Source organism: Paenibacillus sp. Root52, assembly GCF_001426865.1.
Classification (GTDB): Bacteria; Bacillota; Bacilli; order Paenibacillales; family Paenibacillaceae; genus Paenibacillus.
Map to the genome: position 1 here is coordinate 1000183 of NZ_LMFO01000001.1, position 22819 is coordinate 1023001.

A 22819-nucleotide genomic window follows, 5' to 3' on the forward strand; every position below is an offset into this window, starting at 1 on the left:
GCAACATCATCATAAAACAAAAACAAGGGACAACCATCCGTAACGAGATGTGTTGTCCCTTTTGACATTTGATTTTGCTTTGTACCATAACGTCTGCTGTATACCGCGCTGCATGGCTATACCTATATCGCTTATTAGGCTACAGCCCGAGCGCTATGCTCTTTGCGAGTGATCGCATATATTGCTGTAACAAGTCCAAGAAGAATTAGAATTGATCCAACCCAGCCTGTGTGTTGAATGGCTGAATGATCAATCACCATGCCACCGATGTAAGTTCCTAGCGCAATACCCGCATGGGCAATACCAGAATTGGTACTGATCAACGTATCTGCTGTCTCGGGCGAAGTTTTGATGATTAGACTATTCTGCACAGGTGTAACCGTCCAGCTCAGAGCACTCCATATACTCAACAGCAGTAAGAAAGCTATTAGAGGCAACCCCACACTGACTGGAATCAGTGCCATCGTAATCATAAACGGAACTAATACAATAATGATTGCTTTGGCTGGATGTAGCCGATCGGATAACAAACCTCCAATACCTCCTCCAGCAACTGCAGCAATACCAAACATGACATAGATGAATGTCACCATCGTAGAACTAGCTCCAATCGTCGCCTGAAGGAAGGGTGTGAAATACGCATACAGCGTTAAGTGACCCGCAAGCACTAATAAGGTCGTAGCATGAATTGCCAACATTCGCGGATTCCATAGTGCAGACAATTGCTTTTTGAGCGGTACAACAGGGATCGGCTGAACACGATCCATCGCAATACTAATGGCAACAATCACTAGAGCTGTCAAAATAGCAATAAAGATAAACACTTCTCGCCATCCAGCCATATTACCTACGAATATGCCCAGCGGCACACCCAGAATGAGTGATGCACTTCCCCCCATTGTAATGATTCCAACGGCTCGCCCTTTATATTGTGGTTCCACAATACGAGCAGCAAGAGTCAGAGAAAGTACAAAGATTAATGAACCCGTTGCAGCACCAAGTGCCCTGCCTGCCATCAGCATGTAAAAGTTCACACTGAACGCGGAGATTAAATTACTCATTAGAAACACAACTAATGTGCATAAATACACCTTTTTACGTTCAAATCGGGCTGTTACATTCAACAGAATAGGTGCAGATATCGCATAAACTAATGAAAATATAGAGATCAAATATCCCGCTTTTGCGTAGCTCAGGTGTAAATCTGTTGCAATCAAATCTAGAATTCCACCCAAAATAAGTTCAACGGTTCCGACAACAAAGGCCGCAATCGCTAAAACATATACTTTTTTATTCATGTTCCGAGTCCTCCTAAAAAGTTACAACTACGATAGTAACCCATGAGAGAAAAGATTTCAATAAAAAAAACTATTCTGCAATAGAATAGTTTAGAAATGACATTGACGCCTTGATCACTTGCTTGGTTCAAGAGTTATTTCACAATCATGTTCACAGTTGTTAATTTGCAAACTGATCTTTAGTCTTCGTTAAGTCATTCATTTTTAATAAATCAGTCGGGCAAGTAACTTGGAAATCTCTTCATCCTGTAAGAGCTGATCGCCATACTTTTTCGTAATTTGCGTGAGCGCAATATCATGATAGAAATAATCTGTTAGCGCTTTAACGATCGGTTTAGAGGTCGTCTTAATTGCTTTCCATGCCTCATTCTCAATCCCTGCAAACAGCAAATACGCATGATCCACAATCAGCAACTGAGAAGGTTCGAGATGGTTTCCCTCCAGCATCGGAATTAAGGAATATCTGCGGGAAAGCGACGTCTCCAATCCACCGACCGCAAGCACTTCTACGTATACTCCCTGCTGCTCTTTTTGCTCTAATATTGGACGATACTTCTCCATCTGTTCACTCCAGGCAAGCAATAAAATAGATGAATCGGCCTCTTCAATCAGCTGCTCTATATTGGAGGCTATAGAGGTTTCGTCCTTTAACGTCCAGATGTGTTCATCCGAATACGTTCGCTTGATCTTATAACTCTTCAGCTCTTCAATGTCCTTCTCAAAATCTGCTCTGATCTTGAGAATGATCGACTGGAGATCCACAGCCAAATACAACTTTTTCTTGCCGTTCATGGTTGTGAGAACTGCCCCTTTATCAATCAAACGATTCAATACCTCATATATTTTCGCTTTAGGTACATTTGAGTGGTTCACGATAGATGTCGCATCAAGGGGTTCATTTTGAGCAAATATTGCCTCGTAGACTTGGCTTTCGTATTGGGTAAATCCGAATTTTTGTAACATGGACCGATCTCTCGCATCCTTTCTCTTAAGACAAAGTACAGCATGAATGATAGCACTTTCTCAAGTTTAGTCGTACTTTCAGTTTAGTCGCCCAACCTTCCTCTGTCCAGTTCCTGCCATGGCATTGTACCAGTAGAATCCTCATATTATGCAGGCTCATTGGTTATATTAAACACCAGGTTGCACATTTCCCTTATACCTAAGGAGCTGATCTGATTCATGGAAAGCACGAAGGAATTTGTTAAAAAAGTGAACGAGAATGCCGAGAAAGCGCGTCATAATAAAAACAATGGCAAAGGTACGCCGGGTGACAAACTGCCTAATAAGCAACACAGCACGAATAAATAAACAGGTTAGATCTACTGCACATGAAGATTCAATCCGGTTTACCATATCAAAAAAACAAAAAAGGATCTCTGTCTAGAGATCCTTTTCTAACGCATGTATTATTTATTCGCATTAATAATTTCATTAACTTCCTGTGTAATTTGGTCGCCACCAAGCTTTTTCCAATTGGCAACAAAATTTTCAAACTCATCGATAGGCAGATTACCATAAATAATCTTCAAGAACGTTTCTGCTCTTAATTTATCCAAGGTTGCCTGTTTCGTGTTCATCGTTCTTGTCGGTGCGTAAATGAACTCATTCATGACAATCAGATCGTTGTCACGATAATGTTTAATGACTGCCTGGGAGCTCTCTGGACCAAAGATTCGTTCCATATGCCATTTATCCAGATTGCCGTTACGGTAATCCATAATATCATCATAGAAGAGTTTGGCTTCCAGCTCTAATCCGGATGTATCGCCTGATTTTAGCGCTTGCGCTACTTCATCTTGAGCTTTTACATTTTTGTTCGCCGGAAGATTAGATACCGTTGCATTATGGAAACCAAGTCCGGTTAGACCATTCAGGTATTTTTCACGCTCGGTCTTGGCAGACTCGCCAAACATCTTCTCTGCTTGGAAATTCAACAGCTTAACGACTGCCTCAGGATGCTCATATCCTTTGCGGACAGCAAAGATTCCACCAAGACTCAGGTGATTTTGTGTCTTTGCAGGTTCTGTATCAATGGATTGCACTGGATACGGCAGCCAATCTACGTTCTTATCCTTCTTGATCATACTGCTGACCTGGAACGGAGCCCATTGAGGCAGGAAGAACATGCCTGACTTGCCTGCGTTCACATCCTCCATCATCTTCGCAAAATCCTTAACCCCGAATTCAGGGTCAATGACACCTTTCTGATATAGATTTTGCAGCTCTCGCAATCCTTCTTTCACTTCAGGTTGAATGGTTCCATTCACGACTTGACCTGAAGCATCCTTAATCCACGTTTCCAGATATCCATGGTAACCCAGCAAGAACGCGTTAATCGGTAAATCCTTGTTCAATGCGATCCCGAAAGTATCGTCCTTTCCATTGCCATCCGGATCTTCAAACGTAAATGCCTCTGCAATCTTAATGACATCTTGCATCGATTTTGGGGCTTCCAACCCTACGTTTTTGAGCCAGTCTTGACGAATCCAAATCATGTCGGAAGAATCAAGTGAACCCGGGAAACTGACCATGGCGTATATTTTGCCATCTTTGGTTACCGGCTTTAATCCCGCTCCATCCTCAGCGGACATAAATTCTTTTACTAGATCTGATGCATATTTATCATACACCTCTGTGAGATCCTCAATCATACCTGCTTCATACAATTGCTCGAATTGCACAGCACTAACTTTCAACACATCGGGTAAATCACCACTAGCGAGCGTAACGTTCATTTTATCATTGTAGTTAGCATCAGGAACAATCCATTCGTACGATACGTCAATGCCTAGTTCATCCATGTAGCCTCTCGTCCAGATGTTCTTGGCATGTGTATCTCCAGAAGCTAATGATTCTTTGCCTGTCTCATTCATGGTAGAGGTGAGCTTAATCGGTGGATCATATTTGGTAAGCGGCCCTCCAGCATCTTGCTGATTACTTGGCTTGGCCTCCTCCTCCCCGCTACCTGCGCCCGATGAGCACGCAGCGAGTGTTGCCGCCAAAACCATGGATAAAGTAAGTAATGAGAATCTTTTAAATGACACTTTCATGCGAATCCCCCTTTTTCTCCTCCGTGAGGTATATGTTCATTTTATTAAGAAAGCGCTACCACTTCGAGTGGACGCCGTTTACATCTGGTATCTTTAATTGACCACTTGATAGGGATACACTAGTTTTTTTGGTCTCGAAACTCCTGAGGCGTACAACCCGTAGCTTTTTTGAAGAACCGGTAGAAATAATGCTGATCACTGAAGCCCACTTTGGCGGATATTTCATGCATTTTACACGCAGAACCTAGCAGCAATTCCTTACTAAGCTCAATTCGCCGTTCATGGATATAGTCCGATATCCCATTACCTGTAACCCGTTTGTACCACCGCGATAGATAGGAAGGATTCAATGAAACTTCTTGAGCGATTCGAGTCAGGGAGAGATCGTCTGCTAGATGATGCTTGATATATAGATGAATGGTCGTTAGAATCTGAGACTGATCATGTAGACGTGTATTGCTCCTTTTGGAAATAATCCATTCAAATGCCGATCGATAGAAGATAACTAATTCGTGCCACGGCGTTTGGATATCAAAATGCAACATTTGAGTCAACTCCATTTCCTCCATCGCGGATTCATACAATCCTATCTCTTGTAGCACTTCGATTAATGCATTCGCTGCTCCGGTATAAATCTTCATGCGGAAGAACGGATCTTGTAGTCCCTCGATGGATACCTCCGTCCACTTCTCGAACGAATCCATCCACTCCTGCTCCCCTGCTACAATCCGAGCTTTGATCTGATCCATGTGCAATGCTGCAACTGCCTGACGGTTTACGACATTGGGTGTGTAATTAAGTGCATGCTGCACCTGCACACGTAATAATTTTTCCATACCAAGTCCAGGGCCTGCATGCACCGACAAGCGCAATTGAGCGATCGCCGTATTCAGTTCCATCCAGTCCACCACCTGATCACTGACCATAATGGATACCGACAGATTCAGGCAATCCGCACAAGATTGTTGCACAGATTCCAGGGTTCCATATACGAAACGGAGCGTCTGCTCTCGTTTCTCTTGCTGGTTGGTCGCAAAGTGTGCATCCTGAGCGGATGGCTGAATGATGCAGGCAATCACTTGTAGATCGAGATCAACCGACTTCACAATCGTTTTGTCCTGGAGCAACTCCTCTGCGACGTTAGCCACTGCATAACGAATCAGGCTCCGATCCGCATGAGATTGATAAGTGTTCCACTCTTCAACACGTATAATGATAGGAATAACAGGCTCTTCAGATCGGAAATGAAGCTGCACGGCATCCAATTCTTCTTGAAGCGAAGCCAGTTCGTACCTTTCCGTTCGTTTCATGACATCAAGTAACAGTTGGCGTTGCAGTTGAGGTAAAGCTCTAGGCAACTTACTGCGGAACCAAGCATTCTGGTAGCGAAAGTCATTTTCTTCTGCAAGTTGCTGCAAAGCCCGGTCTACAGCAGCACGAATATGACTCATACCTTCCGTTTTCAGTAGGTAATCTACCACACAAGGATTACGAATGGCTTGGTGCGCATAATCAAATTCATTGTGACCTGTGAGCAGTAACACCTTGCATCTCGGCCAGCGATCTACAATTTTATCGATAAGCTCCATGCCATCCATACCAGGCATGCAAATGTCACTCAGCACAAGATCAATTTTGACCGAATTCAACCATTCGATTGCTTCATAAGCTGAATAGGCCTTAATGATCTCCATATCATGAATATTTGTTTTCTGAAAGAATGCATATAATCCATCCAAAATAACAGGTTCATCATCCACAATAAGCATCCGCTGCATATGTTCATTCACCTCTCCACGGCAGATTTATAATGATGCATAGACCACCCAAACGACTGCGCTCGGCAACGAGGCCATAGTCTGCACCAAACTTAATTTGTAATCGTTGATGCACGTTAATCAGACCCGTAATCTCTTCATGTTCATAGCGTAGAACGGATTCTTGAAAAGTGCTCTCTAGGGAATGTTGCAGATCGTGCAGAGCGCCATCGGTCAACTGATCCCCATCGTCTTCAATTCGGATAGCAAGCCTGTCCTGCTCGGAATGATATGATAACTTCAGTAATCCCCCGCGGCTGCGCTTGGATAGCGCATACTCAAAAGCATTTTCTACAATTGGCTGGATAATCACCCGCGGAATTGCAATCGCATTGTAAGCTGCATTCATAGGTTCCACCTCTAACTGTATCCTTGAACCGAATCGGATCTGTTGAATAGATGCATAGATCATCGCATGTTCAATCTCAGCACCCAGAGAAACCTCGGATTGCGAATCTCGTGTCATATATCTGAAATACTGGCCTAGATAGTCGGTGAATTCCTGAATTAATTCGACATGTTCAACCTCTGCCATCTGTTTAATACTAAACAGGCTGTTATACAGAAAGTGGGGCTGAATCTGTGATTGAAGATGCTTCAACTCAGCCTCACTGGTTCGAATACGAGCAACATAATTCTCTTCAATCAGTACATGTAAGCGTTCTATCATGTGATTGAAGCGAGAGTACAAATAACCAAATTCATCCCCTCTAGAATGCGGAATCCGCGTCAGGGTATGCCCCTGCTCTGTCATTCGAAACCCTTTCACTAGTGCAGATAGCGGCTTGTGAATCGATCGATAAATGGAAAATGAGAAAATCATTATGATGACAATGGAAATAAGGGTTGAGATCCACAACCATAACTTATATTGTTCCAGCGGTGCTTCAAGCACATCTTCAGCAATGCTGGACGTTAGGGTGAACGAATGATCTGCGTCATATAGAGCATAATGCAAGAATTCGTCTGAATGATATCTCGTAATCTGCGATGATTCAGAGGTAGGCTCTATCTGTGATGGTCGTTTCTGAACGGATGCAGCTTGGTCGGAAGAGGAAATCACAACCTGCTGCTTATCTCCAAAACTCAGAGTGATATCACTGCCACCCGTTTCAGAAAGCTGCTGCAATCTCTGCTTCAGTTCTCCAGACGATAAACGAATGCCTAATATGAAATTGGGAGCTTCCTCATAGTTCATGTTGTATGGATTGCTTTTGAGAAAAAAAAGATCGCTGCCCGAATAGGACAACTCCCCATTCAGGTTACCCATCGTTGTCAGCAGGTTCTGCCATTCCTGATCCTCTACATTTCGAATACCATCAACCGCGCTTACACGCTTGTGTAAGGTGGGTACATAATAGACAACATCGCTTATGTATGGGCTTGTCACCATAATCTGACTGAGCTTCTGATGAATGTCGTTCAAACTAGACGTTACTTCATACCTGCTCATAATGGCTGCACGGGTGCTTAGTGTAGACATCAATTCATCAAATGAAAATTCATTGACTAAGCCACTCATGCGTTCTAACTCAAACTGTAAGTGATTGTGGTAAAAATGTAACTTGGATTCATGAGCACGTTCCACTTCTGATTGCATCTGAGTAGAGCTGTAATGTGTAATCATGATGCTCATTCCGTACAACGGAAGAATAACAAGCACAAATGCCACGATAAGTTTGACAACAATGGATTGGTTTTTCCATCTGCCACTGAAGATTCGCATGTTTCTCCTCTCCTTTCCTCCAAGGAAAAAAAGGAGCCGACAATCGGCTCCTCCACATCAGTGTTCCTCTTCACAAATCTTATCCCTTCACACTTCCAACAACAAGCCCATGAACAAAATATCTCTGCAGAAAAGGGTACACAAGCAAGATGGGAATGACAGACAAGAAGATCTGTGATGCTTGTGTTGTTCTATCCGATACTTGACTGAGCAAGGTTGCATCTTCCAAAGTCATCATCTCACTCTGTATCATGGTCACTTGCTGCAGCATAGATTGTAGATAGGTAGCTAATGGGTAATGTTCCGGGCTCTTCATATAGATCATGCCATCAAACCATGCATTCCAGTGGCCGACCATCGCGAACAACGTAATGGTTGCAATGCTTGGCAGTGAAATGGGCAGATAGATACTCCATAGCGTTCGTGCATGTCCCGCTCCATCCATCCATGAGGCTTCTTCCAATTCCTTCGGCAAACCTCTGAAGAAATTCAGCATTAGCAGTACATTAAAGATCGGTACCGCTCCTGGCAAAATTAATGCCCAGATGGAATCGAGCAACCCGGCTTCCTTCACTACGAGATACCCTGGGATAAGCCCTCCACTGAATAACATCGTGAAGACAAAAATCCATGCATATGCTGTTCTTGCTCTGAATTTAGTTGCTTCCTTAGAGAGTGGATAAGCTACCAGAATCGTAAAGATTAGGTTGACAGAAACACCCAACACGACGCGAAGTAGACTTGTACCGAAGGAATTAAGAAATTGTTGATTTTCCAAAATGTATTTATACGATGATAGCGTGAAATCCACGGGCCAGAAGGTCACACTGCCTGCTTTTACCGCATCGCTAGAGCTAAACGAAATAGCTAGTATATTCACGATCGGAAATAGACATAGCAAGGCAAGAATCGTAAGAATGACGTAATTGAATCCCAGAAACCAGCGATAAGCTCTCGATGCATGATGCATGTTCTTGCCTCCTTTCTAGAAAATCCGATAATTAGCTAAGCGGTAAGCCAAGAAATAACCAAGCCCGATAAAAATGAAAGATACAACGGATTTAATGAGTCCTAATGCGGTGGAAACTGAATATTGCGCATCTTGTAAGCCGATTCGATAGATCATCGTATCCAGGATATCCCCTGATTCATAAACTAGTGGATTGTACAGGTTGAACACTTGGTCGAAACCACCATTAAGCACGTTGCCAAGACTAAGGGTGACCATCAAGATTACAATTGGACGAATCCCGGGCAGCGTGATATGCCATGTCTGTTTCCAGCGCCCAGCGCCATCCATAACAGAAGCCTCATAGAGCGACTTATCTATATTGGTGAGTGCTGCTAAATAGATAATTGTACCAAACCCGAATTCTTTCCACTGATCCGTGATGACGAGTATGTAGGGAAACCATTCGTTGCTGGCCAAGAATTGGATCGGTTCTACACCGATCGCTCGCAGTAACATGTTTACGATACCACTGCTGGGTGACAGCACATCAACAATGATTCCCGCTAAGATAACCCACGAAAAAAAGTGAGGCATGTAGATCACCGTTTGAATTGTTCGTTTGAAGCCCGTTTTCCGTACTTCATTCAGTAATAAAGCAACCAGGACGGGAATGACAAGACCAGACACAATCTTCATCACTGAAATAAATACCGTGTTCCATACCACTTGACTGAAACCTGGCAGATCAAATAAATATCTGAAATTGTCCAGTCCAACCCAACTCGTGTTTTTGAAGCCACCGATCGGCGAGAAGTTTTGGAATGCAATGGACAGGCCTGCCATTGGAATGTAACCGAATACAATAATAATGATCAGACCCGGTAGAATCATAAGATGAAGCGGAATGTTTCGTATAAATTGTCTGTAGTTGGAACGCATATGCTGTCTCCTCCTTCAGTTTAATTATAGGAGTAGGCAGAATTGGGCCATAGTGTAGGCTATTGACTTTAGGTATCTTTTGTTGACTCATCAATTACAAATAAAAAATACCCCCATCCGTAGAAAATAACCTGTTTTCTACACGATGGAGGTATGATTTACCGTTGAATCGCTTTACTTTTTAGCTGTTTATACGAGCTTCATAACTAATACGTTCACTGAATTCGCCGGTAAACGAAGTATGGCTGTCTCTCCCTGTAGATTCACCTTCTGTTCGACCGGGATGACCTTCTCATCATTCTTTTGGTTAACATTCGGGATGTGAACTAAACTCTCGTCCCCACTGACTGTAATCCATGTTGCCTCTGATGTTACTTGCAGGTGTTCGAGCTGAAGCTGCGTTGCTTTCTCTACAGGATCAGCATTAACCATTTTCACATACACATGCTTATCATCTCTCGTAACGGAGTGGAACACCTCGCGATTGTACGCCTCTAACTTGTAGTAGAGCTTCTTACTTGATGTATGTCCGTCTGTATAGGAGCAGAGGAGTCGATCTCCAGTATTACCGCCATAATTGACTGTGATTGTATACAATGTATCATCCGTTAGTGGTTCATAGTTCGCAGCTCTGAGATTGCCCGCTGCCGAGCTAGAAGAATAATCGCCCAGCGTGTATCCTTCAATACCTTGTTTGTACACTTTAACTCCGGTTGCATGCCCGTCATACGCAATAGCATACTCTGTGACATCTTTGTTCTCAGGTGTGATATCGGTTAGACCTACACCAACATAGAAACCATCATCACCCGATACCCGCCGAGCCTGCACCTGTACTTGGTAATTGGTCCATTCCTCATCAAGCAAATAAATTCCGTTTAGGCCGCTTTCCTGCGCCTCTAATCGTAATCCGTTACCTGGTTCCAGCGTATATCCTACCGAACCAGGAATAAGTGACCATATTTCGCTAAGCTCGTTCTGTTCTCTAAAGTCCTCTTCAAGCAGAACGCTGCCATCTTGATTGGAAGTGACTTTAATGCTCTTAACTACGATATCAGCATTACCCGTCGCAATCTCAATTCCTCCACGCGGGATCAGCTCTAGCTGTTTGCCTTTGTTGTACGTTCTGAATGAAGTACCCAGCACTTCTTTTCCTACATGCTTCGCAAAGAGCTGCTGCACATAATAATTGGGTGTGAACCATACCGTCTCGTCATCAAACCAAATGCAGTCCGGTGTCCAGCGATAGGTTCCATCGGTTAACACTTTATTAAATAACGGCGCATAGGCTGCCAAGCGCACGACATCCGCATTATTTTCGAATCCGGTCATCACTGCAGCTTCAGCAACAGCGCCAGCAAGTGTATTTTTATCTGTCGATGCATATTCACCTACAAACACCTTGGACGTCTGTTTCCAGTCGATACTACCATCCGCATGGTAAGCTCGATCATAGTAATTATAGCGATCCGCATTGTTCAGCAAATATTCATTCGAACGATAGTAGTGCTCATCTGCAATCGTATCCATGTAATCCTGCTGATGTTCATACCAATTCACTGTCTCTGTAATTACTTCCGAACCATCTGCAAATGCAACCTGTGCCGACCCGGTGAGATTACCACTTAGGAATTTCCATCCCTCCTGATACGCATCATCATCCGCCTGAGCACCAACCGTTGAAATGATATGCAGCTCATGTTCCGGATAGTGAAGCTTCATGTACGCATCAATGGATGTTTTGAACACTTCAAAGTTAGCAAAAAACTCGGTTCCCCAGTTCTCATTACCTACCCCCAGGTAACGAAGATCGAAAGGCTCAGGATGTCCCATCTGCGCACGTAGCGAAGCCCATTCATTATTCTCCATATCAACACTTAGCGCAAAATCAATAAGATCCGTAAAGTTCTTGATATAATATTCCCGCAGCGCACCACCGGCTGGATGAGCATAATCCGAACGCGCCTGACAAAGGACACCACAAGCCATTACCGGCACTGGCAAAGCATTTAAGTCCTCCGCCAGTTGGAAATATTCCATATAACCGAGACCCATAGTCATCATATATCCCCAGACATTGTAGTTCTCTTTGCGAAGCTCAACCTCACCTACGGAGTCCTTCCAATCATAGACATTCTCCCATATAAATGAGCCTTCTGAGATACAGCCTCCCGGAAACCGTAGAAATGTCGGATGCAGATCTACAAGCGCCTGAATGAGATCTTTCCGAAGCCGGTAGTTTGGATTCCCCTTATAGTTCGCATGTGCAGAACTGGAATCACCTTGTTCGTTCGGTGCTGCTCCCCATACATCCTGCGGCATTAATGACACCATATCGATGGAGATTTCACCCGCAAAGCTCAGTACCAATTGTCCCATTGCAGTTGCCGTTCCGGTTAATACGAGGTTGGCTGAAGCCTGTTGCGTACTTACACCATACTTCTTCCAAGTGCCTCCCCCATCTACATGCAAAACGACGGGTTCACTGATGGAATATTGATTCGCATCCTGCAACTGCACGGTTATCGTACCTGGAGCATCCGCTTTGGCCCATATTGTGAAGTTATAATGCTCCCCTTGTTGGATCGACATTGCGCAATGCTGATTGGAGTCTGAGAAACCACGGTTACGAATGGTTGCACCATCTTGGACAGTCACATAGTAAGCATTCGTCTCCGGATCATCTACTCCAAAGTGCTCATTCAATCCACCCGTCTGCTGTACAATCATGCGATCTGTGTCCCCGGACCAAGCAAACAAAGGCTCACGATTCCGCCCCGTCGAACAACCACACTCTCCTGATGCATGTGAGTACGTATCGAAGGCAAACGATTCAAACGAACGATTCTGCACCAGTTCTGCGTAAATGCCCCCATCGGCAGCATTGTTGATGTCCTCGTAGAACAAACCATACATCACTTCACTGATATCAGCGACCTTCTGATCCCCATGAATGGTGATGGAATATGGAGGTAAATGTTCAGGCAATACGGAAACATCATAATGCTTGCTGATTGTACTGCTGCCCTTCGTTAACAAAGCGCTTAAACGGACTTCTTGCGGCGAAGTAACCGTCTGGATCTTCCCATCATGCGATAGAAACTCAGGCTGGTTAGACTGCCATTGTACATCCACCTTGCCACCCAGTAGATTCAAGGGCAATGAAATATCCTTCGTAATAATTCTGGTCGGGAACGAAAGATATTTATCCCCTGCGAGCTTGATAATCTCCTCATCTGTCAGTGACTCACACATCACCTCAATCACTTCATCCATGGTTAAGCCTGCGCGATATATACGCAGATCGGAGAGCGAGCCAGCAAAGTCAACATCTGCCGCATATTGAGAACGTCCGATATAGTTCTGGCTGTAGTTGGAAATATCGCTGAAGCTATCAAACCATTTACGCAGCTTCGCATAATTCCCACTAGAAGTTTGGCTAATGGAGCCATCCGCAACCTTCTCCCCATTCACATAAACGATTGGCCCCGCACTACTCTGCTTGCCATTGTCTGTTCCCGAGATAGATAATGCAATATGCATCCATTCCCCACTGACGAAGCCACGACCTGGATCGGCCACGAGATCGTCAGCCGCATACAGAGAGCTTCGTAACTGACGTGTTAGAAATACATATGGGCCTTGCTCGCCTTTACCAAAATCAAAAATTCGTTCCCACACGTTGGCACCCTTGCCGAAGTTAACCCATGTTGAAACCGTCAACCCTGTGTTATCGCTTACATCTTGGAGTAGATTGGAAGGTAGCTGAAGATAAGAAGATCCGTTGGCTCCACCTGCAAACGTAGCAGCAGTTCTGCCTTGAACGGTAGAAATGTTAGGCTTCTGATCTCCTAAAGCTACTCCATCATGACCATTGCCCGAGGCGTCCTGACCTATGTTCGTCGGTTCATCAAACGTATAATGTGCGATCATCTGATTCTTAAATGTACTCATGGTAATCCTCCTATGTAACCGAAATTTAATTCATATAAATATAAAATAGTTGATAAACATTTAAACAATACACATACACGTTATACTACCTAGTTGTAACCCATTTTTCAATAATAAAATGAAAATATATCGCATTCAGCGAAGGATTGAACGATTAACAGGATTAAATTCTTGATGGACATTCAAACAATATGTCATAAACATTATAGTTTACAAATATATGAATTGATTGATACTATAACAAATGAAAGCGGTTAATTTTAAATTTTATCAAGGAGGTGTGGCTGAAGTATTCGGCAATAAGGTAATGAACAAATAAACTATCATTCGGCGTTTGATGAAAGGGGAATTTTATGAAGCGTTATATGGCTATCGCACTTAGTGCTGCTCTACTCACTTCACCAAGTTTATTGCCAGGCTCAGCTATGGCGAACAGCTCTACCTCAGACGTGATCCAACCACAATTGACTACTCAATCTACGCTTAACTCGATACCTGGATTTACGGATGTTTCTGTTCATGATCCTTCCGTCATTAAGGTTGGCGATACCTATTACGTATTCGGTTCACACTTACAAGTCGCTAAATCCAAAGATCTTATGAACTGGGAGGCCGTAGCATCAGGCGTTACGGATAATAATCCAGTCGTTCCTAATGTGACGAAGGAGTTTGGAGAAGCCCTAGCATGGGCGCAGACGGATACACTATGGGCGGCCGATGTTATTCAATTGGCTGACGGCAAATTTTATATGTACTACAATGCGTGCAAAGGCGACTCTCCTCGTTCCGCACTAGGCGTTGCTGTCGCTGATAACATTGAAGGACCTTATAAGGATCAGGGGATTGTGCTGAAATCGGGTATGTGGGATCAGATTAGCGAGGATGGTACCATATATGATGCAACGAAGCATCCCAACGTTGTTGACCCCGATGTGTTTTTTGATAAAGACGGCAAGTTATGGATGGTGTATGGCTCATATTCCGGAGGAATTTTCATTCTGGAGATGGACGAAACGACGGGTAAACCTCTGCCGAATCAAGGTTACGGCAAAAAACTGACGGGTGGTAATCACAGCCGCATTGAAGCACCTTATATGCAATATAGCCCTGAGACGGACTATTATTATCTATTCCTCTCCTATGGTGGACTTGACGCTGTTGGAGGATACAACATTCGGGTAGCTCGCTCGAAGACACCAGACGGTCCATTTTACGATGCTGCGGGGAACGATATGATTCAAGTCAAGGCAGACAAGGACAAACCTCTCTTCGATGACGCATCTATTGAGCCATTCGGCGTTAAGCTGATGGGTAATTACCTGTTCCAAAGACAGATCGGTGATCCGGGTACAGGTCAGGGAATTGGTTACGTATCACCTGGTCACAACTCTGCCTATGTTGACCCTGAGAGTGGCAAGCACTTCTTGATCTTCCATTCTCGCTTCCCAGGACGCGGGGAACAGCATGAAGTCCGTGTACATGAAATGCACATGAATGCCGATGGATGGCCAACAGTGTCTCCGTATCGTTATGCCGGATTGGACGAAGCTTCTAATGTCATTCCAAGTCATTCGGTGGCTGGTCAGTATAAATGGATTAATCATGGAAAAGATATCTCATCTGCTATCAAAACTTCTCAAAATGTTGTCTTTTCTCCTAATGGTCAGATCAGTGGTGCAGTTACTGGCACATGGAGCGTTCCAGATGATCATCGGAATCAGATCAACATCACCGCAGACGGTGTAACTTACAAAGGCGTACTTACCTATGAGTGGGAACCGAATCTTCAGCGCGAGGTTCTAACCTTCAGTGCCCTTTCTTCTTCGGGTATTGCGATCTGGGGAAGTCAAGAAGTTGACCTTACGGATCGAGCCGTTATTGATGCGGTTAAAAAGGATTTGAATATTGGTGACACCAAAAATATATTCTTCAATGTATCCCTTCCCACATCAGGTGCACGGGATAGTAAGATCACATGGAGTTCGTCCAATGTGGCTGTGATCTCCAATACCGGGGTTGTGAATCGCCCCCGCGCAGGCAAAGGCGATGCCAAAGTAACGTTAACTGCTAATATCAGAAAAGGGGTCGCATCTACTACCCAAAAGTTTAACATCACCGTACCCGAGCAAGCGAAAGGACCTTTACTGGGTGAATACAGATTTGATGGTAACAAGCTCGCCAAAATTGCACAGGATTCCAGCAAAAATGGATATCATGGACAAGCCTTTCACGTAGAGAGTTCAGTCGTAGGTAACAAGAAAAACCTCGCTGCTGCTTTTAACGGACAAGACAGCTCGGTTGAACTACCTGGACTTATCACAGATACGACAGACTTCACATTCAGCAGCTGGGTCTACTGGGATGGTGGTAACCCATGGCAACGGATTTTCGATTTCGGTAATGGCTTGACGCGTCATATGTTCCTAACGCCTTCTCAACATAACGGAGCATTACAATTCACCATTCATAATGAGGGTAAGGATCAAAGTCTGATCGCATCCCAAGCGTTGCCGACTAACCAATGGGTTCACGTTGCTGTTACACTCCAGGGTGACACTGGAACGCTCTATGTGGATGGGCAATCTGTAGCGAGTGGTACCGACATCACCTATAACCCCAAAGATTTACAAGTTACTGAGGCATACTTAGCCAAGAGCCGGTATACTGCCGATCCGTATTTCAAGGGTAAGATGGATCAGGTCAACATTTATAATAAAGCACTGACTGCGAAAGAGGTCCAACGCTTAGCTGGTGAGCGGCCAGAATAATTGAACCGGTAATTTCAATAAATAGAAAGAGACCTCATTCAATGGTTAGGTACATGAATGTGGTCTCTTTTATTGTCCTGAATAGAGAACAACTGTAGCCTATTTAATGTAAGAGCTACAGTTGTTCTTGTTCCTGCTTTTGTTCTTATTGCATGGTTGTAGAGTAATCATGCGTCAGTCTTTCTTTTCTAACCGTATGATTTAGTACTCACACAAGTGTAGCATACGTATCACGAGCTAGTCTTGTTGCCTCAACCATGTTTTGCAACGATGCAACGGTTTCGTCATAACCACGTGTTTTGAGTCCGCAATCTGGGTTAATCCAGAACAATTGTGCCGGTAACACACGCAAAGCCCGCTGAATCATATCCGTCATTTCCTTCACACTAGGTACACGTGGACTATGAATATCATATACGCCGAGTCCAATGCCAAGCTTGTATGTGTTCAGCTCAAAGCTATGAATTAATTCACCATGACTCCGTGAGGTTTCAATCGAAATGACATCTGCATCCATTGCTTCAATCGAACCAATCATGTCATGGAATTCGCAATAACACATATGCGTGTGAATTTGTGTCGTTTCCTGCACCGTGCAAGTCGTAATTTTGAATGCCTTCACGGCCCAAGCAAGATACGCCTCCTGCTCATTTACCTTAAGTGGCAACCCTTCACGAACAGCAGGTTCATCCACCTGAATCATGCCGATTCCTGCTTCTTCCAGTGCCTCGACTTCTTGTCTGAGGGCATAAGCCAGCTGGTATGCAATATGTTCTCGCGGGATATCGTCACGGACAAATGACCAGTTCATGATGGTAATCGGGCCAGTCAACATGCCTTTCACCGGCTTCTTCGTCTGAGATTGAGCATATACCGTCTCTTCCACCGTCATGTTTCCGTCAAATGCCACATCTCCGAAGATGACAGGTGGCTTCACACAGCGTGATCCATATGATTGCACCCAACCATTCTGCGTGAAGGCGAACCCAGCCAGCTTCTCACCGAAGAATTCAACCATATCCGTGCGCTCGAATTCCCCATGCACCAGCACGTCTAAACCAATCTCTTCCTGAAGCCCGATCCAAGTATCGATATGTTGATGAATAAAATCCGTGTAACGCTCCTGGTTCCACTCCCCTTTGCGCCAGCTCTGACGCGCTTTCCGAACTTCAGCAGATTGAGGGAAACTTCCAATCGTTGTGGTTGGTAGCAAAGGTAGCTGCCATTTATCCTGTTGTGCTAGATGTCTCTTGGCAAATGGCACAGAACGTACCGGCTCTTGTACCCGAAGCTCCTCCACCGCTTGCTGAACATCACTACGATTGCGCTCATTGGACTGATGAAGAGCCAGAATCGCACGTGCACTCGTATCCAGTTGTGTAGCAATAGCTCCAATGCCTGACGTTAGCGCTTGGGTTAAGAGAACCAGTTCATCTAGCTTTTCATCCGCAAATGCCAATGCATTTTTCAGTTCAGACGTAAGCTTAGTTTCACGATCTGTTGTTACCGGAACATGCAGTAGACTGCACGAGGATTGGATGATGAGGCGATCAGGTGATACAATGGCAGACAGTTCATTCAGAAGATCCAGGTTTTCTTGTAGAGAAGATCTCCAGATCCCACGACCATCGATAATACCAGCTCCCAGTACCTTGTCCTGAGGAAAAGCAAACGATTGGAGCGATTGTTGGTTCCCAGGCCGTCCATGTACAAAATCGAGTCCAATACCTTGAACAGGCAATGCCACAATATCTTGATAACGCTCCACAGCTTCAAAATACGTCTGTAACATAATGTTGATTGCAGGTGCTGATGCATGTAATGTTTCATAGATGGTTCTCAGGTGTTGCAGATCTTCATCGCTCACTTGCGTAACAAGGATTGGTTCATCAATCTGTACCCACTGCACACCTTCCTGCTGCAATTCTTGAAGAATTTGAACATACAGAGGTAAGAGTCGATTAAGCCACGTCCCCGTCTCAGAGGCACTATACCCTTTTGATAACTTCACGAACGTAAGTGGACCAACTAGAACAGGTTTCCCCTCAATCCCTAATTTCTCCTTCGCCTCTTGGTACGCCACCAAAGGTTTATTCTCCGTAAGTACGGGTGTGAGGCCCGACAATTCCGGTACGATGTAATGATAATTGGTGTTGAACCATTTCGTCATCTCGCTGGCAGCGGCATCCTTCGTTCCACGCGCAATCCCATAATACACAGACAAAGGTACTTTGCCACCCTCATATGCAAAGCGCTCAGGGATCAAACCAAACATCGTAGCTGTATCCAATATATGATCATAATAGCTGAAGTCGTTGACTGGAATATAATCAATGCCTTTTGCTTGCTGTTTACGCAAATGATTCAAACGGATCTCTTGGAGCTGGCTTTCAAAAGCTTCGTTGTCAATTTTGCCTGCCCAATATGCTTCCAATGCTTTCTTCCATTCACGATCTGCTCCAATACGCGGATATCCAAGAACACTACTTTTCACCATATGATATTTCCCCTCTGCACTTCTATTTGTTATATCAAAAGTTATCACAGAAAGGCTTGCGCCATGTAATTCCATAAAATTATACCCAGCTATAGCTTAAGGCTATAACTAAGCGCGTTTTTCAATTTAGATTAATTACGCTAATATTGAGGATGTCTCGGAAAGGGAAACATGAATTAAGATAGAATTAAGACTGTGTTTTTATATACATAAGCTTGGGCAGTTATACTGAGGAAAATACAACAAGAGAGTATGTGATTACATGAAAAAATGGGGAAAACGATTACGAATTACAGCCATTGCGGGACTTGCGTTCATTCTGGTGCTACTGGGATCAGGCGTAGTATATCAGCAGGTAGGAAAAAGGAATGATTTAAATAATTTCACACCCCCTGGCAAGCTTTACAAAGTACATGGAGAAAATATGCACCTCTATGCAGGTGGTCAAGGTGATGTAACAGTTGTCATGGCATCTGGTTGGGGCACAGCTAATCCCTATGTAGATTATTATCCACTATATGATAAATTAGCTCCCTATACCAAGTTCGCGGTGTATGACCGCTTCGGTTATGGTTATAGCGATGTAACCGACAAAAAGCGAGACGTGGATACCATTGCGGAGGAATTACATGAGTTATTAACGACATCTGGACAACAACCACCTTATATACTCGTCGGGCACTCCCTTGGGTCGCTTGAAACGCTGCGATATGCTCAGAAGTACCCGAATGAAGTAAAAGGCATTGTGATGATCGATGGGGGTAGTCCGGAGTATTACGCTAAAGACGAAGATAATTTTGCCGATGTGATTGGTGGCTTTATGAATCAATTCCGTATTCAAACGGGGCTGTTCCGATTGTCTTTACAATCCGAACCTGTCTTGGAAGCAAGCCGCGCTAATCGTAACAACCTGAAATTTGTACCTGATGAGTTAAAACAAGTCGATACAACGGCTCTGCTACTTAACTATGGGAATGCCAACACCGTGGATGAATTACGTGAGATAAATGCCAATGCAACAGTCGTGATGAATAACATCAAGCCTTTATCTGTACCACTAACGATTCTAACCGCAGATTATTTGGGAGCTAGTGAACCGGACTGGGATCAAACTCAAGCTGATTTCACATCATGGTCAACACAAGCCAAACACGTGACGGTGAAGGATTCCGAGCATTATATTCATCAGTATCATCCAGAGCAGGTAGCTGATGAAATATTAGAATTAGCAGCCAAATAAGTAACGTTTCATCTCAAAGATATTCATATAAGAATAATGACTTAATATTTATAAGTGTCGATTCGCCCTCAACGATAAGTAAACCGTTGGGGGTTTTATATCTTTTGCCCATTACCCAATCAGGGATAAACCATTTCGATGAGATAGAAATTGGTCTAGAGCCTCCCGCATATCCTTGGATGTAAGTCCATGTCGGTTGAAGTAGTTGTGAATATGCTCAAACCCACTCCAATCCTGATTGTATATCTGCTCTATTTTGCGATTGAACTTCTCTTCTACAGCTTCTCGCTTAGAACCTATAGGCTCACATAACCAGAAATCATTTCTTTTCACTTCACCGCACTTCGTCCACAGCAAGTTCTCATACTGGATGACATCCCAATCCTGATAGCCTGCCCGGATCTGCTGAATTTCTGTTGTGAGGATATCATTCAATAATTGAGGTGGAATGTGCCCATACGTATCTCGATACTGTCTCAAATTAAGCGCCTCAACCCATTGGGTGAGCACACACTTCCCTGAAGAATATGCGTATAGCTTAGGAACGAATGCATAGTTTTGCATTTCCGATATCGCCGTACACTCCACCTCTCCATCTATTTTCCCACGCGTACTATACACTTTGAGGCTATAGTCTTTAATTCTATATACCACAGAACGCTGACCGATTAAGGAAGCTTGCATGGTTAGATGTCCATTTGCATCATAGTGAGCAAGTAACTCTTTCATATTCGAAGGTATAGGATTTACAATGTTCATAATCAGATCTCCTTGTTGTTCTATTCATACTAAAACGTTTTCAAATTAACAAGATTACCTTGGTACATACTATTTTATCTTTAATAATTGGTATGAACATATACAATATGGTCAAAACATGAAGTATTTGCTCTGAAAATTTCGGAGCCATTCAACTTACGTCGTTTATAAATTCACTTTAAAGGTTGGAACGCGTTTCACGTCAAGACACAAAAAAACGGTACCTCCCTGCATAAACAGGAAGTGTACCGTCTTGTTAAACTTTAATATCTAATATTTATTAATGCATAGGACCTTGCTGACCCTGTTGGTTACCTACTTTAACACGTTTAATGAAGAAGGAAGTGACCAGTCCGATTAGCGCAAGCACTAGTGCAAAAACAAAGGCATTTTGTACACCAGATGTGAAAGCTGCTAACTGATTCTCAGGACTTTCAGGGTTTGCCACTCCGCTTAAGAATCGAGTCTGACCAGCACTCAGAATACTTACAGCTACAGCCGTACCAATCGCACCCGATACTTGTTGGAGTGTGTTCATGATTGCTGTACCATGAGGATAATATGCTGGTGGCAATTGGTTCAAACCGTTTGTTTGCGCAGGCATCATGATCATCGAGATTCCAACCATCATAAATACATGTAATGTAATGATCGTACCCAGCGCTGTGGTTGCTGTAATAGTAGAATACATAAATAGAACAACCGCAACAACTGCAAGCCCAATTCTAACGAGCCATTTCGGGCCGAATTTATCGAACAGACGTCCCATCACTGGAGACAAGAATCCATTGAGCAAGCTACCCGGCAATAATACGAGTCCCGCAGTCAATGCTGTAACTGCCATACCTTGCTGCAGATACATCGGAAGAATCAACATGGAGGACAACATCATCATCATACAGATGAAGATCAAGATCAGACCGATTGTGAACATCGGATATTTGAAAGCTCGCAGATCCATCATAGGTTGTTTCATTTTCAATTGGCGGATGCTGAAGATTAATAAGGACAGCACACCAATAACGAGCGTAATCACTACGATTGGACTTGTCCATCCACCGCCGGTATCTCCATGACCACCTGCACTACTGAATCCATATACAATACCGCCGAATCCAAGTGTAGATAGAACGATGGAAAGCACATCAATTTTGGGCTTGGTCAAAGTCGAAATATTCGGCAAGAACAGCAAACCACAAATTAAGGAGATCACGAAGAATGGAAACGAAATCCAGAAGATCCAGTGCCAGCTCAGATTAGCCAAGATCAGACCCGAGATACTCGGACCACTGGCAGGTGCAAACATAATAACGAGACCGATCAGACCCATAGCCGCACCGCGCTTTTCAATCGGGAAAATAACCAAAATGGTGTTAAACATAAGCGGGAGAAGCAATGCTGTACCTACCGCTTGTAGTACCCTAGCCACCAATAAAATCTCAAAGCTAGGTGCAAGAGCAGCTACAAATGTTCCTGCTATTGAGAATATCAGAGAAGTTGTGAACAACTGTCTCGTTGTAAACCATTGTAACAACATACCAGATACCGGCACCAGAATACCTAGAACGAGCAAGTACCCTGTAGTCAACCATTGGATCGTCGTTGGACCAACTTCTAGCAATCCCATCAGTGGCGTTAATGCCACATTCAATGCTGTCTCACCGAACAATCCGATAAATCCACTTAATAACATAGCAAATAAGATTGGAAACACCTTATATTGCTTTGTTTCTTCCTGGTTCTGTACAGAACCGCCTTTCATGGAAGCCTCCACGATCCCATCCTCCTCAAACGTTTCAAACTATTTCTCTCTTTG

14 protein-coding genes are annotated in these 22819 nt (G+C 43.8%); 3 read left to right on the top strand and 11 right to left on the bottom strand.

Annotation, left to right across the window (positions count from 1 at the left end; translation table 11 throughout):
• Nucleotides 1-134: 134 nt before the first annotated feature.
• Both ASD24_RS04370 and ASD24_RS04375 read right to left on the bottom strand, forming a co-directional pair.
• The gene (locus ASD24_RS04370) at nt 135-1298 is read right to left on the bottom strand and encodes an MFS transporter (protein WP_056692003.1); all 1164 of its coding nucleotides are present in this window, start codon (nt 1296-1298) and stop codon (nt 135-137) included.
• Nucleotides 1299-1502: 204 nt separating this feature from the next.
• A complete protein-coding gene (locus ASD24_RS04375; protein ID WP_056692005.1) occupies nt 1503-2261 on the bottom strand; it encodes a TrmB family transcriptional regulator in 759 nt (252 codons plus the stop codon).
• A 219-nt stretch (nt 2262-2480) separates the two neighbouring features.
• On the opposite strand from ASD24_RS04375, the gene ASD24_RS29850 reads away from it, so the two are divergent.
• Complete coding sequence (locus ASD24_RS29850) at nt 2481-2609, top strand: DUF4023 family protein (RefSeq protein ID WP_082560262.1); 129 nt, start codon at nt 2481-2483, stop codon at nt 2607-2609.
• Nucleotides 2610-2707: 98 nt separating this feature from the next.
• Here the strand turns inward: ASD24_RS29850 and ASD24_RS04380 are convergent, their stop codons facing one another.
• From ASD24_RS04380 to ASD24_RS04405, 6 genes are all read right to left on the bottom strand, one after another.
• Entirely contained in the window at nt 2708-4351 is a 1644-nt protein-coding gene (locus ASD24_RS04380; RefSeq protein ID WP_056692007.1) for an extracellular solute-binding protein, read from the bottom strand.
• 119 nt (nt 4352-4470) lie between these two features.
• Nucleotides 4471-6129, bottom strand: coding sequence for a response regulator transcription factor (locus ASD24_RS04385; RefSeq protein WP_056692011.1), 1659 nt, complete (start codon nt 6127-6129; stop codon nt 4471-4473).
• Between the two features lie 4 nt (nt 6130-6133).
• On the bottom strand, nt 6134-7894 hold the full coding sequence (locus tag ASD24_RS04390; protein WP_056692014.1) for a sensor histidine kinase: 1761 nt from the start codon (nt 7892-7894) through the stop codon (nt 6134-6136).
• Between the two features lie 79 nt (nt 7895-7973).
• The gene (locus tag ASD24_RS04395; protein WP_056692017.1) at nt 7974-8864 is read right to left on the bottom strand and encodes a carbohydrate ABC transporter permease; all 891 of its coding nucleotides are present in this window, start codon (nt 8862-8864) and stop codon (nt 7974-7976) included.
• 15 nt (nt 8865-8879) lie between these two features.
• Complete coding sequence (locus ASD24_RS04400; RefSeq protein ID WP_056692019.1) at nt 8880-9785, bottom strand: ABC transporter permease; 906 nt, start codon at nt 9783-9785, stop codon at nt 8880-8882.
• A 189-nt stretch (nt 9786-9974) separates the two neighbouring features.
• Nucleotides 9975-13739 carry an alpha-L-arabinofuranosidase C-terminal domain-containing protein gene (locus ASD24_RS04405; protein ID WP_056692022.1) on the bottom strand — a complete coding sequence of 1255 codons (3765 nt, stop codon included), beginning with the start codon at nt 13737-13739 and terminating at the stop codon, nt 9975-9977.
• 353 nt (nt 13740-14092) lie between these two features.
• On the opposite strand from ASD24_RS04405, the gene ASD24_RS04410 reads away from it, so the two are divergent.
• On the top strand, nt 14093-16507 hold the full coding sequence (locus ASD24_RS04410; RefSeq protein WP_056692025.1) for a family 43 glycosylhydrolase: 2415 nt from the start codon (nt 14093-14095) through the stop codon (nt 16505-16507).
• Nucleotides 16508-16715: 208 nt separating this feature from the next.
• Here ASD24_RS04410 and metE read toward each other — a convergent pair whose 3' ends face one another.
• Entirely contained in the window at nt 16716-19004 is a 2289-nt protein-coding gene (metE, locus tag ASD24_RS04415) for a 5-methyltetrahydropteroyltriglutamate--homocysteine S-methyltransferase (RefSeq protein ID WP_056692028.1), read from the bottom strand.
• Nucleotides 19005-19266: 262 nt separating this feature from the next.
• Between metE and ASD24_RS04420 the strand changes: the two genes are divergently transcribed.
• A complete protein-coding gene (locus ASD24_RS04420) occupies nt 19267-20244 on the top strand; it encodes an alpha/beta fold hydrolase (protein ID WP_056692031.1) in 978 nt (325 codons plus the stop codon).
• 111 nt (nt 20245-20355) lie between these two features.
• On the opposite strand, the gene ASD24_RS04425 is transcribed toward ASD24_RS04420, so the two are convergent.
• Together ASD24_RS04425 and ASD24_RS04430 are read right to left on the bottom strand one after the other, a co-directional pair.
• On the bottom strand, nt 20356-21003 hold the full coding sequence (locus ASD24_RS04425; protein ID WP_056692034.1) for a hypothetical protein: 648 nt from the start codon (nt 21001-21003) through the stop codon (nt 20356-20358).
• Nucleotides 21004-21283: 280 nt separating this feature from the next.
• Nucleotides 21284-22765 (bottom strand): DHA2 family efflux MFS transporter permease subunit, encoded by a 1482-nt coding sequence (locus tag ASD24_RS04430; RefSeq protein ID WP_056692575.1) that lies wholly within the window; start codon nt 22763-22765, stop codon nt 21284-21286.
• Nucleotides 22766-22819 lie beyond the last annotated feature (54 nt).

Coding starts and splice junctions, on each gene's coding strand:
- ASD24_RS04430 (WP_056692575.1), bottom strand. CDS start 22,765: ATGAAAGGCGGTTCTGTACAGAACCAGGAAGAAACAAAGCAATATAAG.
- ASD24_RS04400 (WP_056692019.1), bottom strand. CDS start 9,785: ATGCGTTCCAACTACAGACAATTTATACGAAACATTCCGCTTCATCTT.
- metE (WP_056692028.1), bottom strand. CDS start 19,004: ATGGTGAAAAGTAGTGTTCTTGGATATCCGCGTATTGGAGCAGATCGT.
- ASD24_RS29850 (WP_082560262.1), top strand. CDS start 2,481: ATGGAAAGCACGAAGGAATTTGTTAAAAAAGTGAACGAGAATGCCGAG.
- ASD24_RS04420 (WP_056692031.1), top strand. CDS start 19,267: ATGAAAAAATGGGGAAAACGATTACGAATTACAGCCATTGCGGGACTT.
- ASD24_RS04380 (WP_056692007.1), bottom strand. CDS start 4,351: ATGAAAGTGTCATTTAAAAGATTCTCATTACTTACTTTATCCATGGTT.
- ASD24_RS04395 (WP_056692017.1), bottom strand. CDS start 8,864: ATGCATCATGCATCGAGAGCTTATCGCTGGTTTCTGGGATTCAATTAC.
- ASD24_RS04375 (WP_056692005.1), bottom strand. CDS start 2,261: ATGTTACAAAAATTCGGATTTACCCAATACGAAAGCCAAGTCTACGAG.
- ASD24_RS04405 (WP_056692022.1), bottom strand. CDS start 13,739: ATGAGTACATTTAAGAATCAGATGATCGCACATTATACGTTTGATGAA.
- ASD24_RS04370 (WP_056692003.1), bottom strand. CDS start 1,298: ATGAATAAAAAAGTATATGTTTTAGCGATTGCGGCCTTTGTTGTCGGA.
- ASD24_RS04385 (WP_056692011.1), bottom strand. CDS start 6,129: ATGCAGCGGATGCTTATTGTGGATGATGAACCTGTTATTTTGGATGGA.
- ASD24_RS04425 (WP_056692034.1), bottom strand. CDS start 21,003: ATGAACATTGTAAATCCTATACCTTCGAATATGAAAGAGTTACTTGCT.
- ASD24_RS04390 (WP_056692014.1), bottom strand. CDS start 7,894: ATGCGAATCTTCAGTGGCAGATGGAAAAACCAATCCATTGTTGTCAAA.
- ASD24_RS04410 (WP_056692025.1), top strand. CDS start 14,093: ATGAAGCGTTATATGGCTATCGCACTTAGTGCTGCTCTACTCACTTCA.